The 15,128-nt window shown below is 30.9% G+C and carries 12 protein-coding genes; 6 read left to right on the top strand and 6 right to left on the bottom strand.

Features of this window, described 5'->3' with window-relative positions; genetic code table 11:
- Nucleotides 1-78: 78 nt before the first annotated feature.
- The 4 genes from BTO07_RS05375 to BTO07_RS05360 form a co-directional block, all read right to left on the bottom strand.
- A complete protein-coding gene (locus BTO07_RS05375; RefSeq protein WP_087520256.1) occupies nt 79-2,685 on the bottom strand; it encodes an AsmA-like C-terminal region-containing protein in 2,607 nt (868 codons plus the stop codon).
- Between the two features lie 151 nt (nt 2,686-2,836).
- Nucleotides 2,837-3,169, bottom strand: a complete 333-nt coding sequence (locus BTO07_RS05370; RefSeq protein ID WP_087520255.1) for a CCC motif membrane protein — start codon at nt 3,167-3,169, stop codon at nt 2,837-2,839.
- 12 nt (nt 3,170-3,181) lie between these two features.
- Nucleotides 3,182-3,388 (bottom strand): DUF2752 domain-containing protein, encoded by a 207-nt coding sequence (locus BTO07_RS05365; protein WP_442956817.1) that lies wholly within the window; start codon nt 3,386-3,388, stop codon nt 3,182-3,184.
- Nucleotides 3,389-3,486: 98 nt separating this feature from the next.
- Entirely contained in the window at nt 3,487-3,810 is a 324-nt protein-coding gene (locus tag BTO07_RS05360; RefSeq protein ID WP_087520253.1) for a YbaB/EbfC family nucleoid-associated protein, read from the bottom strand.
- Between the two features lie 133 nt (nt 3,811-3,943).
- Here BTO07_RS05360 and BTO07_RS05355 point away from each other — a divergent pair, with 133 nt between their 5' ends.
- From BTO07_RS05355 to BTO07_RS05330, 6 genes are all read left to right on the top strand, one after another.
- On the top strand, nt 3,944-6,058 hold the full coding sequence (locus BTO07_RS05355) for a S9 family peptidase (protein ID WP_087520252.1): 2,115 nt from the start codon (nt 3,944-3,946) through the stop codon (nt 6,056-6,058).
- A gap of 159 nt (nt 6,059-6,217) precedes the next feature.
- Nucleotides 6,218-7,213, top strand: a complete 996-nt coding sequence (locus BTO07_RS05350) for a PLP-dependent cysteine synthase family protein (protein ID WP_087520251.1) — start codon at nt 6,218-6,220, stop codon at nt 7,211-7,213.
- A gap of 83 nt (nt 7,214-7,296) precedes the next feature.
- Nucleotides 7,297-8,544, top strand: a complete 1,248-nt coding sequence (locus BTO07_RS05345) for an aminotransferase class I/II-fold pyridoxal phosphate-dependent enzyme (RefSeq protein WP_087520250.1) — start codon at nt 7,297-7,299, stop codon at nt 8,542-8,544.
- Nucleotides 8,545-9,043: 499 nt separating this feature from the next.
- The gene (locus tag BTO07_RS05340; protein ID WP_157663290.1) at nt 9,044-9,547 is read left to right on the top strand and encodes a hypothetical protein; all 504 of its coding nucleotides are present in this window, start codon (nt 9,044-9,046) and stop codon (nt 9,545-9,547) included.
- 12 nt (nt 9,548-9,559) lie between these two features.
- On the top strand, nt 9,560-9,925 hold the full coding sequence (locus tag BTO07_RS05335) for a GerW family sporulation protein (RefSeq protein ID WP_087520248.1): 366 nt from the start codon (nt 9,560-9,562) through the stop codon (nt 9,923-9,925).
- A gap of 529 nt (nt 9,926-10,454) precedes the next feature.
- Nucleotides 10,455-11,348 carry a hypothetical protein gene (locus BTO07_RS05330; RefSeq protein ID WP_087520247.1) on the top strand — a complete coding sequence of 298 codons (894 nt, stop codon included), beginning with the start codon at nt 10,455-10,457 and terminating at the stop codon, nt 11,346-11,348.
- Nucleotides 11,349-11,595: 247 nt separating this feature from the next.
- On the opposite strand, the gene BTO07_RS05325 is transcribed toward BTO07_RS05330, so the two are convergent.
- Together BTO07_RS05325 and BTO07_RS05320 are read right to left on the bottom strand one after the other, a co-directional pair.
- On the bottom strand, nt 11,596-13,458 hold the full coding sequence (locus BTO07_RS05325) for a DEAD/DEAH box helicase (protein ID WP_087520246.1): 1,863 nt from the start codon (nt 13,456-13,458) through the stop codon (nt 11,596-11,598).
- Nucleotides 13,459-13,594: 136 nt separating this feature from the next.
- Nucleotides 13,595-14,983, bottom strand: coding sequence for a TlpA family protein disulfide reductase (locus tag BTO07_RS05320; RefSeq protein WP_087520245.1), 1,389 nt, complete (start codon nt 14,981-14,983; stop codon nt 13,595-13,597).
- Nucleotides 14,984-15,128 lie beyond the last annotated feature (145 nt).

Here is a 15,128-nt window from a genome sequence, read left to right as displayed (position 1 = left end):
CTCTATTTTCTATCTGTTATAAAAGTAAAATAAAAAAGGGAAGCATTCAGCTTCCCTTTTTTTATGATTTAAAGAACTTTAATCTTTTTTCTTCTTACCAAATAATCCACCTAAAACATCTTTTACTTTATCGGTAACTTTATCTTTTGCATCTCCTTGTTTGGTAGAATCTTTCTTTGTTGTTCCGATTCCTATAAGATCTTTTATTTTGTCTTTTCCTTGGTTTATCAAGCTGTTTTTTTGTTTTTCTACTAAATCTTTTATTAAAGTAGCAGTAGCATCTTTCATGTTTGATGAAAAACTAGGACTTCCAAAACTACCGGTTAAACTTCCTTTTACAGGAATACTCTTTACTGAAGCAGCATCTGAAGGCGTTAATTTTGCAATTAAATTGGTAACATCTGTACCTAAATATTTTACAGGAACATCAAAAACAATATCATAATTCATCGAATTATCAAAACTATGGTTTCCTGATACTAATACACCAATATCCTTATATTTTAATGGAATCGGTTTTACGTTTACTTGTCCGTTTTCAAAGGATAGTATTGCATTAATTCCATCTAAATTTAATTTATCTAAACTGATAAAATCAACCTTATCTCCTAATAAAGAAAGTACTTTAGAGTTACTACTGTTTAATTGTGGATTTAATAATTTTCCAAATAAATCACCAGTAATGGTTTTTAAATTAGGAGTCATATCATCATTCAAATTACCAGAAACTTTAATGGTAGAATTTATTTTACCTTCAATTGTTTTTGCAATAGGAGCAATCGATTTTAACATGTCTAAAGTTCCAAAAGAATCACTAATATTTAATTGTTTTAAATCTAAATCCATGTTGAATTTAGAAGTCGTTCCTTTTGTAGAAACAGTTCCATTAAAACCAATATTTCCACCAAATACATCCGTTTTTAAGTTTTTAAGATCAACAGTTTCATCATGAATATAAAGGTCTCCAGAAACGTTAGCAAGGTTGATGTTATCATACACCACTTTTTTAGCATTTGCTGAAAATTTTACATCTAAAAAAGCAGGGATTTTTAACGTAGAAGAAGGTGCTTTATTGGTATTTGTGCTTTTATCAGCAGCAATAAAATCTGCCACAATAAGGTTGTTAGAATTTAGGTTGAAATTTCCTTTTAAGACTTCATCTTTAAAAATAAACGCATAAAAATTATCAAGGTTTCCTTTTATAGAAAGATCAGAAGTACCTGTTTTTGCTTCAAATTCATTTAACTTTATGGTATTTGAATTAAAAGAAACCGAAGTTTTGTTGATAAAAAACGGATTCGCAACATCTGTTCCTTCATATTTAAAATCGCTAACCGTAATTTTTCCTGAGTTTTTTATGTTTTCATATTTCCCTTTTTCAACAGAATTCATATCAAAATTGGTGGCAACATCAGCATGTAAAATACCCGCCAATTCTTTTTCTAAAGGCGCAGGATACACTTTACCAATGTTCGCTAAATTAAGAGTTCCTTTTGCTGTGATATCTATTTTTGGATTGGTCGTAATATTTTTAACGCTTCCATTTGCAGAAAATACATCTTCATCAATTTTAAAATTCAGTTTATTAATAGCAATATAGGTGTCTTTAATAAGACCTGTTTTGTTTACTATTTTAGAATCGATGTTTATATTCTGAACAGCTTTTGGTAAATCTGCATATTTAAAGAAGGCGTTTTTAGAAGAAATGTTAATGTCAAAAGCAGGAATTGTTTTATTAGACAAAGTTCCTTTTACAAGACCATTTACTTCAAAATTTCCTTCCGTTTTTATGGTGTTTAAATTACCTGCATATTGTTTAGGCAACAAAGCCAAGGCATTTTTAAAAGAAGAAGTTGGCGTTTTAAAACGAAGATCATATAATTGATTTTCATCAACTAATTGAATAAAACCATCAAACTCTAAAGGCAATTGATTAATGTAACCCGTATTTTCTTTAAAGGTGTATTTGCTGTTTTTTAAATCGATTCCAAGAACAGCATCTAGAGAAATTTTTACTTTACTGATGTAATTCGTTTTGTCTAAATCGAAAGATAAAAAACCAGTAGTTTTTGTGTCTAAATTAAAAATATCTTCTGCAAAATTTCCTTTTCCAGTATGGTTTATGTTCTCTAAACTTAGTTTTGTGTTGTTACTTCTGTCTATGTAGTTAAAATTGATATTGGCAAACTCATAATCTTCAATATTTAAAGAGAATGAACTGTCTGAAGTAGTCGTTGTCGTTTCTTCATTGGCGATGGCAATATCAAAATTTCCATCTCCTTTTTTATTGAAAATGATATTTATATTTCCATCATTAGAAGCAATACTTTTAATGGCAATTGTTTCATCCGATTTTTTAAAAAGCTCCGTAATTTTCATTGCTAAACTCAGTTCTTTTGCATTGAATAAAGTATCACCCACAAAAGGAGCTTTGTTGGCAACAGCGATATCATTTACAGTTAAACTAACTAAAGGGAAATTCTTTAAAAGGCTAAGGTTTGCGTCCTTAAAAGTTACATTCGCATTAATGTTATTATTAATGGTTTTAGCAACCATTTCTACAATTTTATCCTTAAAAAAATAAGGAATAGAAATTAGCGCAATCATTAAAATCAATACAATTGAAACTCCCCATTTAAGGACTTTTTTCCCTAAAGATTTTTTCTTCTTTTCAATATTCTCCATCTTTCTTTCCTTGATTTTTTATCGATTGCAAAAATACACTATAGCAATTAGTTACTATGTTTATAGAACGTTAAATATAAAGTGTCTGCTAAAAAAAAATAGGATATATCTTAAAAAGAAGTATCCTATTTATATGTTTGTTTTTTGTTACTTATTGACCAAAAATTTCATCGACCCTTTGCTCCATTAGAGCTGGATCTTGAATTGCATCCCAACCAATTTTGTATAAAATCCATACAATTGTTAAAATGAAAATGGTGTTTATAATAATTCCTATAATTCCCATTATTTTTCCAGTAGAAGCATTTCCTACGCTATTATAATTTTCAGGATTCTCATTAAACTCTTTCGTTGCTTTGTTACCTAGAACAACTGCGATTATTCCTAAAGGCAATCCAATAACTCCGTAACAAATACAGGTTACTAATGATAAAATTCCGAGTACTAATGCCGTTTTTCCGTTTGGTAATTCTTGTCTTTCCATTTTCTTTTTTTATTAAATAGTAAATATTGGTTTCATTTTAATGTAATAACTAACAATAATTATTAAGACGTTTATAATAGCGAATGTTACTATTATTTTGCGGCTGTTTTTCAGTTTCAATTTTCTATTGATCAATAAAAAAAAACCAAATAATAGCAAGGTGTAAATTGCAGGATACATTTTATATGCAAGCAAAAATTCACCACGAATTAAAAGCATAAAAGCTCTTTGAATTCCACAACCTAAACAATCGACTCCAAAGAGCGATTTGTTTAAACAAGGTAATAAAAAATCGTCTGTTAGTAAAAACATGCGCGTTATTTAAACATGTCCATTCCTGGTATGTTTGGCATACCGCTTTTAGCAGCAACAGCCATTTCTGCTTCATTAATTTTTGTTGCTTTTTCTATCGCTTTATTTAAAGCAAGAATTAAGTAGTCTTCTAATTCTTCAGCATCAGAAAGTAGTGCGTTATCAATAGAAATCGCTTTAATTTCTCTATTTGCAGTTAGTGTTATTTTTAGTTTTCCATCAGCAGCAACTTCATCAACCAAAACCGAGTTTAATCTAGTTTTTGTTTCTTCTACTCTTTTCTGCGCATCTTTAATGCTGTCCATCATTCCAGATAAGTCTCCAAACATAGTTTTTTGTATTTTATAATTTACTACAAATTTAGTGCTTTATAAGGAATTGAAATCACCTAAAAATGAGAAAAATAGTTATTCTTTTCTTTGTTTAAGTCTTACATTTGCAACCGCTTGTAAAAATGAGACCATGAAAAGTACGGATGCAAAAATTCCTGTAGCAATTAAAGAAGCTACAAAATTAGAGAAACACGGAGATGTAAGAGTAGATGATTATTTTTGGATGCGTTTGTCTGATGAACAAAAAAATGCAGCAGAAAAGGATGCGCATGCTCAAAAAGTAGTTAGCTATTTAGAAGAAGAGAATGCTTATTATGAAGAGGTTACAAAGCTAACCAAACCATTTGAAGGAGAATTGTTCGAGGAAATGAAAGGTAGAATTAAAGAAGATGATTCTTCTGTGCCTTATAAAGACAATGGTTATTTTTATATTACAAGCTATAAGATTGGGAATCAATATCCTATATATAGCCGTAAAAAAGAAAACTTAGAAGCAAAAGAAGAAGTGCTTTTTGATGTAAACGAAATGGCAAAAGATTTCGATTACTATCAATTAGGAGGATTAAATATTTCTAATGATAATAAACTCGTGGTTTTTGCAACAGATACTGTAAGTAGAAGACAGTATTTTTTACGAATTAAAAACCTTGAAACTGGCGAAATTTATAAAGATATTATAGACAATACATCAGGTGGTTCTGTTTGGGCAAATGATAATAAAACTATTTTTTATACCAAAAAAGATCCTGTAACTTTACGTAGTTCTAGTGTGTATAGACATGTTTTAGGTACACCAACCTCTGAAGATGTAGAAGTGTATCATGAAAAAGACGATACCTTTGGTACCTATGTAACAAAATCTAAATCAGATAAATATATTATCATCGGTTCTTACAATACGATTTCTACAGAATCTCAATATTTAGATGCTGATACTCCAACGGGCGAATTTACAATGATTCAGCCAAGAGAAAGAGATTTAGAATACAATGTATCACATTTTGGAGAGCATTTTTACTTGTTAACCAATAAAGACAATGCCATCAATTTTAAGTTGATGAAAACGCCAATTGCTAAAACAAGTAAAGAAAATTGGGTAGATGTAATACCCCATAGAGAGGATACCTTATTAGAAGATTTTTCGATTTTTAAAGACTATTTAGTATTAGAAGAACGAACTAATGGTTTAAATAAAATAAGAATAAAACGTTGGGACAATAAAGAGGATTATTATTTGCCTTTTAACGAAGAAACCTATTCGGTAGGCGTATATGCAAACCCAGATTTTGATACCGATATTATTCGTTATTCCTACAATTCTTTTACTACACCAAGTTCGGTGATCGATTTTAATATGAACGATCAATCAAAAGAGGTTAAAAAAGAGCAAGAGGTTTTAGGAGGTAAATTTGATAAAGAAAATTATATAGGAAAACGTGTTTGGGCAACAACTAGAGACGGCAAAAAAGTAGCAATTTCTTTGGTGTACCATAAAGATACAGAGCTTACTAGTAACACACCTGTATTACAATATGCGTATGGTTCTTACGGATATACCATACCAGATAGTTTTTCTACCACACGTTTAAGTTTGTTAGACAGAGGTTTTGTATATGCTTTAGCACATATTCGTGGAAGCGAGTATTTAGGTAGAGAATGGTATGATGATGGTAAAATGTTGCACAAGAAAAATACCTTTAACGACTTTGTAGATTGTTCTCAATATTTAATTGATAACAACTACACATCACCAAAACATTTATATGCAATGGGTGGTTCTGCAGGAGGTTTGTTAATGGGCGCAATTGTAAATATGAACCCAGAATTGTATAACGGAATTATAGCTTCTGTACCTTTTGTTGATGTTGTTTCTACCATGTTAGATGATAGTATTCCTTTAACAACAGGTGAATATGACGAATGGGGAAACCCAAATGACAAGGAATATTACGATTATATAAAATCGTATTCACCTTATGATCAAGTGGTACCTAAAGACTACCCGAATATTTTGGTAACTACTGGTTTTCATGATTCACAAGTACAATATTGGGAGCCTGCAAAATGGGTTGCCAAACTACGTGACTTAAAAACGGATACTAATTTATTGATGCTAGATACCAATATGGATGCTGGCCATGGAGGCGCTTCTGGTCGTTTTGATGCCTTAAAAGAAACCGCTAAAATGTACACCTTCTTTTTAGCTTTAGAGGATAAAATAGGCGCTGTAAAAATTAAGTCTTAAAAACAGTTTACATATTTAAGTATTAAACGTACTTTTGCGTTTGAAATCAAAGAAAAAATAAGTGTCATTGCAAGCGTAACGAAGGCGTTTTTTATATTAATAACAGCCATTTTAGTATCGTTTACTTGTAATGACATTTACTTTGAGAATCGTTTTAGAATGACTAGAAATAACGGAATTACAAATTCAATATTAGATTTAGTAGGTGAAACTCCGCTAATAAAACTCCATCAGATTACTAAAAATCTACCGGGTAATTATTACGCAAAGTTTGAAGCTTTTAATCCAGGACATTCATCAAAAGATAGAATTGCTATACATATTGTAGAGGATGCAGAAAAAAAAGGCATTCTTAAAAAAGGAGCTACTATTGTAGAAACTACTTCTGGTAATACAGGTTTTAGTTTGGCTATGATTAGTATTGTTAAAGGATACAAATGTATTTTAGCAGTGAGCGATAAATCTTCCAGAGATAAAATAGATTTACTAAAATCAATGGGGGCAGAGGTGCATGTATGTCCTGCAAACGTGCCGCCAGAAGATCCTAGATCTTATTACGAAGTTGCGAAAACTATCCACAGAAAAACAAAAAACTCAGTTTACATCAATCAGTATTTTAATGAGCTTAATATAGAAGCACATTATAGAACTACAGGCCCTGAAATTTGGGAACAAACAGCTGGTGAAATTACGCATTTAGTTGTGGCAAGTGGTACAGGAGGTACTATTTCTGGTACAGGGAAATACTTAAAAGAGCAAAACCCAAACGTTAAAGTTTTAGGAGTAGATGCGATTGGTTCTGTGTTAAAAAAATATCATGAAACCAAAGAGCTCGATTTAAATGAGGTAAGTCCTTATAAAATTGAAGGATTGGGTAAAAACTTAATTCCTACAGCTACCGATTTTGATGTTATTGATATCTATGAAAAAGTATCTGATAAAGATGCTGCCTTAGAAGCAAGAAATATTGTTAAAAAAGAAGGGATGTTTCCTGGCTATACAAGTGGCGCTGTAATGCAAGCTGCCAAACAATATGCTGCGAAAAATATGTTTACAGAAGATAGTTTTGTCGTCTTAATTTTCCCAGATCATGGGTCTCGTTATATGAATAAAATTTATAGCGATGAATGGATGAAAGAAAACGATTTCTTATAAGTAGAATTCAATCGTTCACAATTTGATAAACTGCAAAAAAAGCGGTTACTTTGCAGTTCGAAGAAAAACAAAAAAAAGAGAACATGGCGATAGATTTATTTGAAAGAATAGAAGCTGATAAAGGACCTTTAGGTAAATGGGCAAAACAAGCTGAAGGCTATTATGTTTTTCCTAAACTAGAAGGACCTATTTCTAATAGAATGTCTTTTAATGGTAAAAAAGTAGTTACTTGGAGTATCAATGATTATTTAGGTTTAGCAAATCATCCAGAAGTTTTAAAAGTAGATGGTGCTGCGGCTTCAGAACATGGTATGGCATACCCAATGGGTGCTAGAATGATGTCTGGTCATACAGCGTTTCATGAACAACTAGAGAAAGAATGTGCAGAGTTTGTTGAAAAAGATGCTGCTTATTTAGTGAATTTCGGATATCAAGGAATGGTATCTGCAATTGATGCTTTGGTTACTAAAAATGATATTATTGTGTACGATATGGATACGCATGCATGTATTATAGACGGTGTTCGTCTGCATGCTGGTAAACGTTTTGTGTACAAGCATAATGACATGGAGAGCTTTGAGAAAAACATTAAGCGTGCTCAAAGAATGGCAGAAAAAACTGGAGGAGGAATTTTAGTAATTTCTGAAGGAGTTTTTGGAATGCGTGGAGAGCAAGGTCGTTTAAAAGAAATTGTAGCTTTTAAAAAAGAATATAACTTTAGACTTTTAGTAGATGATGCTCATGGATTTGGAACGCTTGGAAAAGACGGAAAAGGAACAGGAGTAGAGCAAGGGGTACAAGACGAAATAGATGTTTATTTTGCAACGTTTGCAAAATCTATGGCAGGTATTGGAGCTTTCTTTGCAGGTAATAAAGAAGTAATACAGTATTTACAATACAACATGCGTTCTCAAATGTTTGCAAAGTCGTTGCCAATGGCAATGGTAAAAGGAGCATTAAAACGTTTAGATATGTTGCGTACAATGCCAGAATTAAAAGAAACTTTGTGGAGAAACACAAATGCTTTACAATCTGGTTTACGTACTGCTGGTTTCGATTTAGGAACAACACAAACATGTATTACACCGGTGTTTTTAAAAGGAGATATTCCAGAAGCAATGGCAATGGTAAATGATTTACGTGAAAACCACGGAATCTTTTGTTCTATTGTAGTGTATCCTGTAATACCTAAAGGATTAATCATTTTAAGATTGATACCAACTACCACACATACACAAGAAGATATAGATGAAACAATTACTGCTTTTTCTGCAATTAGAGAATTGTTAGAAAACGGTACTTACAAAAAGGTTGCAGCTTCAATGATGTAATTCAATTTGATAAAATATTTTTTTAAAACCTCACAGCAATGTGAGGTTTTTTTTGTGCTCTTGTAATTACATTATCCTGTCATTGCGAGTTTACGAAGCAATCTCATGAAGCGAACTGTCATTCCGAGCGAGTTTACGACGAGGAATCTCGTTATTAAGAAACTAGAATCAAAGAGATTTCTCAATCGTTCCTATGGTCACTCATTTCGAAATGACATTTTGGTGGATTTCATATTTACTGTCATTTCGAGGCTACTTGAAAGCAAAATGCATTTTGATTGAAAGTAACTAGTGTAGCTATGGACGTGGCAATCTTATGAAGAGTATGGGCAACGATAGACAGATTGTTTTAGCTAAAAGCTTCGAAATGACTTTAATTATCATCAGATTGGTATTCCTACAAATACCTTTTACAAAAAGTTTATAAATTTTTATTTAACCTGATGTGAGTCATTGTGTTATGTGGTTTTTATGTGTTCTTTTATGTAAAAATAAAATGATGTTTTTAACGGTTGTTTTACTTCTTTTTTTTGCCCTTGTATTGTACCTATTATTTATGCCAATGCAACTTTTTATAGATACAAGTACACAACAATATTATGCAGAAATAAAAGGCCTTACTAAAGTTAGTATAGAACCTCATAAAGAAGATGTCTTGCGAATAAAGCTTCGCGTTATTTTTTTTACCTTTTATGTGTATCCCTTTAAAAGTAAACCGATAAAAAAAAAGGGAGTAGTTGTAAAAGAAAAGGCAAAAAAGAAACCTAATAAAGTTGCTTTTAGGAAGGTTTTGAAGCTATTACAAACCTTTACCATAAAACAGTTTCGGTTACAATTAGATACTGGAGATTGTATTTTAAATGCCAAGTTGTATCCAGTAGTTGCATTTTTAAATTTTTATACAAAAGGGAATGCAAACATCAATTTTCAAAATATAAATGCGTTGACTTTAGAAATAGAAAATCGACCATACGATATTATAAAATTATTTATAAACCATTAAAAATAAAATATTATGGAATTACATTTCGAAGAATTATTAGAAAAAATTACAGATTTTATGAAATCTGAAGCAAACACCAATACTGTAATAGGTGAGCAGTTTGATTTAGGAGAATTTAAATGTGTACCTGTTATTAAAGTAGGTATGGGATTTGGTTCTGGTGGAGGAGAAGGAACAGATCCAAAAACAAAAGGAAAAGGGCAAGGTATAGGAGCAGGCGCTGGAGTTGGTATAGAACCTATTGGTTTTTTAGTTACAAAGGGTGATCAAATTTCTTTTGTTGAAGCTGGAAAAACTCACGGGTTGGCGGCAGCATTTGAAAAAATACCAGATTTAATTGAAAAAGTTGTTCAAAATAAAAAGGAGCAAACTGTTTAAAAGCTAGTTTGTGAGTGCTTTTTAAAAACTGAATATGAATTTCTCACATTCAGTTTTTTTATGGAAAAGAATTTCTAAGAACTATTTTAAGACTTTTTTTATAACTCTAAACCGCTACATGATTCATTATAAATTCGTTTAAAAGTGTTTTTAGTTGTTGAAGAAAAATGTCATAATAATTAGAATTTTTTAACATCAGTATACTCATTATTAAGAACTAAAATCACTGAGATTTCTCAATCGCTCCTATGGTCACTCATTTCGAAATGACATTTTGGTAGATTTCATATTTACTGTCATTCCGAGCTAGTTTGCGACGAGGAATCTCATGGTTAAGAACGATTAAAAAACAAATCACACCTTGTACATCATTAGACTATTTTAATAAAATAGTAGCAGAAAATAAAACATGTTTTTTTACATGTAAAAGTGTTTTTTTTTTTTTTTAGCTGTAATTATTAGGTAATGAGTTTTTTATGATGTATATGGTTCAGTAATTATATCAACAAAATGATGATAACCTGTTAAAATATTTCTTCCAAAACTATACGAAGAAGTTTTAAAATCTGACACCTATAGAAAAGGGGAGGGAGCAAAAGTTGCTAAAGATATTGATGGATCTCTTTATGATAAAAAACTTACAGGAATGGCAGGAGTAAGTAATATTGGAAGTGATAGAAACTGGACAGGTAATGTTTTTTTACAAGCCAATTGGTATGGATTTGGAAGACTAGCTTGGAATCCCAATTTAAAAGCCAAAGAGATTGCTGATGAATGGTTAAAATCAACTTTTTCTAATGATGATAACTTTGTAAAACCTATTCAGAAAATGATGTTAGACTCTAGAGAAGCTGTTGTAAATTATATGACACCTCTAGGATTACATCATATCATGGCTACAGGTCATCATTATGGACCTGGACCTTGGGTTGCTAATCTTTCTAGACCAGAATGGAATCCTGTTTATTATCACAAAGCAGATGCTTTTGGTTTCGATAGAACACCTTCTGGTAGTAATGCTACCTCACAATATGCTTTAGAAGTTGCAGAAATGTATAATGACCTTGCAACTTGTCCGGAAGAATATTTACTATGGTTTCATCATGTTTCATGGAATTATAAACTTAAAAATGGAAAGACTCTTTGGAATGGAATGGCCTTAAAATATCAAGAAGGAGTAGATCAAGTGGCACATATGGTTGATACTTGGCAAAGAATGGAGACTTATGTAGATGCGCAACGTTTTAAGGAAATAAATATGTTGTTAAACATTCAATTTAAAGAAGCCAAATGGTGGCGTGATGCGTGTCTTCTTTATTTTCAACAATTTTCTAAAATGCCTTTACCTAAAGATGTAGAAAAACCAACTAAAACCTTAGACTATTATAAGAGTTTAAAGTTTCCTTTTGCGCCAGGTAATTAATCAGATAGAAAAAATAGGTAGTAGCTAATTCTGAAGAATGCACATTGTATTTGAAAGAAAATCTTATGGCAACTGAAAGCAGATTTTTGAATATTTAATAGATGAAATTTCTTTAAATTATTCTTTCTAGTAGCCAATCATGCTACTTACATTTTTAAGAAATTTATCACATTTATCTAATAAATGGCCATAAAAAAACCTCATCATTTTAAAATGATGAGGTTTATATATTTTGTACTTAAGTTTTCTAACTTTCTCTACGTTTTCTTCCGAAACCACCAGATGATCTTCTTTCTCCAGAACCACCACCAGAACTTCTGTCTGCTCTATCAGGTCTATCAGAAGAAGGACGTCTGTCAGATCTTCCTCTACTAGAAGAATCTCCGCCTCTTGGAGAAGAAGAACCGCCTTCTCTACGTCTTCCAAATCCACCACCTTCTTTTTTACCAAATGGTTTTCTACCACCACCGCCACCTCTTCGGCCGCCACCGCCACCAGAACGTTCTTTCTTCGTAATCTCAATGTTTACTGAGCGTCCGTCAAAATCAGGTTGGTTGCTTGCAAAAGCTTCTAATGTTTTGTCTTCGTAATCTTTATCTAGTTCAAAGAAAGAAAAAGTATCTAAAATATCAATAGATCCAATTTCTACTTTATCACCAATATTCTGTTCGTTAATTAAACCAATTAACTTACCAGGATTTAAATTGTCTTTTCTACCAATATTGATAAAGAAACGAGTCATGTTTTCATTAACCGTTCTAGCTCTAGAGTTTTCTCTAGAAGATAAATCGTTTAAATCTTTAGAGTTTTCATAATACTTTAACATCGTATTAAATTCTAAAGAAACAAACTTTTTGATGATATCTTCTCTATCTAAGTCTTCTAGTTTTTCGTAAATACTTGGTAAAAACTCCTCCATTTCAGATTCGTTTATTTCAGTATTATGAACTTTATCAATTAAATTCATTAATTGATTTTTAACGATTTCTTTTCCAGAAGGAACTTTACCTTCTACAAATTTCTTTTGAATGATTTTTTCGATCTGGCGTAATTTACCTTTCTCTTTTCCATTCGCTAAAACTATAGAGATACCTTTGTTACCAGCTCTACCAGTTCTACCACTTCTGTGTGTGTAGTTTTCTATTTGATCTGGTAATTTATGGTTTATAACGTGTGTTAATTCAGTAACATCTAATCCACGAGCAGCAACATCTGTAGCTACTAATATTTGAATTGTTTTCTTTCTAAATTTACCCATTACAGAATCTCTCTGTTGTTGAGATAAATCTCCATGTAAAGAATCTGCACTGTAACCATCCTTAATTAAGTTATCTGCAACTTCTTGAGTCTCTCTACGAGTTCTACAAAAGATAATTGCATAAATATCAGGATTTAAATCTGCGATTCTTTTTAATGCTGGGTAACGAGTTCTTTCTGTTACAGAATAATACTCATGACTTACATTTTCTGAACCTGCATTTTTTTGACCAGAAGTAATTTCTATTGGGTTGGTCATATAGTTTCTAGCAATAGACTCTACTTCTCTAGGAAAAGTTGCTGAAAACAATAATGTTTGTTTAGTATCTGGAGTTGCTTCTAAGACTTTATCTAATTCGTCTTTAAAACCCATGTTTAACATTTCATCAGCTTCATCTAAGACTAACCATTGAACGTTTCCTAATTTTAAAGCTCTTCTTTTAATTAAATCTACTGTTCTACCAGGAGTTCCAACAACAATTTGAGATCCTTTTTTTAAAGATCTAATTTGGTCTTCCATACTAGAACCTCCATAAACTGTAGTTACCTTAATTTTAGGTAAATATTTACAAAAGTCTTTAATGTTATTACCAATTTGAACTGCAAGTTCTCTAGTTGGCGATAAAATAATTGCTTGTACATTACCACTATTATCATCTAAAAGTTCTAATATTGGTAAACTAAAAGCAGCAGTTTTACCTGTACCTGTTTGTGCAAATGCTTTTAAATCGTCTGTTGAAGAGATAATTTGAGGAATTGCTTTTTCTTGAATAACAGTTGGCTTTTCATATCCTAAATCTGTTAATGCTTTGTTGATAGGTTCTTTTAAACCTAATTCTAAAAATGTTGACATACTGTGTTTTTTTGTAGATTCACAGAACGCCCACCTGCAAACCCGATTATAAATTGGACTTGATTTTTAATGAGTTAGACTCAAATTAAAAATCCTGCAAATATACAGTATTATTCTAAAGTATGGTGAGTAAATGTTATTTACTTAAATTTTTTAATTCTGAAGATAGTTTTTTAGAAGTAATAGAAGCAAAACCATTTGTTATAATTCCTTTTTTATTGATCAATATAGATCTAGGCATCTTACTAGTTAAGAAATTATTAGCCTCACTTTTTGGGGTGATAAAAAACTGGGTTTTAATATCTAATTTATGAATTCTATCAGTACTATTTCCATCAATTTTTATTTGAAGAAACTGAATGTCTGGAAATTTTTGTGATAAATAATTTATTCTAGAGGCTATATAAGTAGGACTTACATATTCTGGATTCCAAAAGAATAAAAAAGAATCCTTATTTTTAGTAAGATCTTTTATAGAGTGAATTCCGTTGTTTAAGTCATTAATAATAAAGTCTGTTATTTTCTGACCTTTATGCAACGCTTTACTGTCTAATAAAAGTTGTCTTACATGGTCTTTATCTTTTTTACTTGTGCTAGTATCAAAATACGCATTAAAAGCATCTTTATTGGCAGCACAACTAGATTTTTTAAAGAAATGCCCAATAACAGTTTGTTTTAGAAAAGCATTTTTTGAAGCTTCAGATTTTATGTTATTATCTATCGTTTTTAATAAATCTATTGTAAAATCTGATGAATATTCATTGGTCATTGGTTTATGACCTAAAGAATACGTTGTGTTGTACAAGAAGTTTCTAACATATATAGAATAAGGTGGGTAATACATTAGAGAATCATTACTTGTGCTAACCATTTTTCTATGATTGTAGAAAGAAGGATCAACGTTATGAAAATCTGTTTTATTACTATATTTTACATGTGCTATAGGGTACCTTTCTACCCTTGCATAAATGGGGAAGGTGAGTGCTACTTTTAAAACATGATTAAAGCCATCCGTTTCATCTGGATGATTTAAAATATATTCTTGATAGGTTTGTTTTTTTAAGGAAATTAGAGAATCTATTTTTACATGAAACTCATTAGGTTCTAATTTATTTAACAGATAAAACATTTTATTGTCTTTTTCTTCTTCTAAAAAACAATCAATTAAAATATTATTTCTTTCAGCTCCTTTTCCTGCAAAAACGATTGATTCATCAAAATCCCAGGTATTTAAACGTAACATTAAACTGTCTTGTGGTTCTAAATAGATGTATTGGTTTTCATCACCATGCTTAAAATAATACAAACCTTCATTGGCATTATTTAGTTTTCCTATAAACTTATTGTCTTTTCCTAAATACATGGTATCTATGACTTTATCCATAGAATATAAAACAACAAAATTAGATTTTGGATTTATAATTTTACCTCCAAAATAAGTAGCTGTACTTTTAGAAGTAGCATCGCAGCTTACAAAGGTTGTAACTGCAAATAATATAATAAAATAAAATAAATATTTAAGCATACATTTTGGGAATCATTACTTTTATTACAAATTTAGGGATTCATGTGAGCTCTTGTTGTTAATTCATTGTTAAAAAAGTTCTTAAAAAAGGCATAAAAAAAGGAAATAATATTTATTAAAATGCATTGAATATCAAGGGGGAAAG

Source organism: Polaribacter sp. SA4-12 (genome assembly GCF_002163675.1).
Lineage (GTDB): Bacteria > Bacteroidota > Bacteroidia > Flavobacteriales > Flavobacteriaceae > Polaribacter.
Note: the sequence above shows the minus strand (reverse complement) of the source record. Positions and strands in the feature narration are given on the sequence as shown.

Excerpts from the sequence above, each read along its gene's own strand:
- BTO07_RS05375 (WP_087520256.1), bottom strand. The coding sequence starts at position 2,685 with ATGGAGAATATTGAAAAGAAGAAAAAATCTTTAGGGAAAAAAGTCCTT.
- BTO07_RS05345 (WP_087520250.1), top strand. The coding sequence starts at position 7,297 with ATGGCGATAGATTTATTTGAAAGAATAGAAGCTGATAAAGGACCTTTA.
- BTO07_RS05360 (WP_087520253.1), bottom strand. The coding sequence starts at position 3,810 with ATGTTTGGAGACTTATCTGGAATGATGGACAGCATTAAAGATGCGCAG.
- BTO07_RS05365 (WP_442956817.1), bottom strand. The coding sequence starts at position 3,388 with ATGCTTTTAATTCGTGGTGAATTTTTGCTTGCATATAAAATGTATCCT.
- BTO07_RS05355 (WP_087520252.1), top strand. The coding sequence starts at position 3,944 with ATGAAAAGTACGGATGCAAAAATTCCTGTAGCAATTAAAGAAGCTACA.
- BTO07_RS05335 (WP_087520248.1), top strand. The coding sequence starts at position 9,560 with ATGGAATTACATTTCGAAGAATTATTAGAAAAAATTACAGATTTTATG.
- BTO07_RS05350 (WP_087520251.1), top strand. The coding sequence starts at position 6,218 with ATGACTAGAAATAACGGAATTACAAATTCAATATTAGATTTAGTAGGT.
- BTO07_RS05325 (WP_087520246.1), bottom strand. The coding sequence starts at position 13,458 with ATGTCAACATTTTTAGAATTAGGTTTAAAAGAACCTATCAACAAAGCA.
- BTO07_RS05340 (WP_157663290.1), top strand. The coding sequence starts at position 9,044 with ATGTTTTTAACGGTTGTTTTACTTCTTTTTTTTGCCCTTGTATTGTAC.
- BTO07_RS05370 (WP_087520255.1), bottom strand. The coding sequence starts at position 3,169 with ATGGAAAGACAAGAATTACCAAACGGAAAAACGGCATTAGTACTCGGA.
- BTO07_RS05320 (WP_087520245.1), bottom strand. The coding sequence starts at position 14,983 with ATGCTTAAATATTTATTTTATTTTATTATATTATTTGCAGTTACAACC.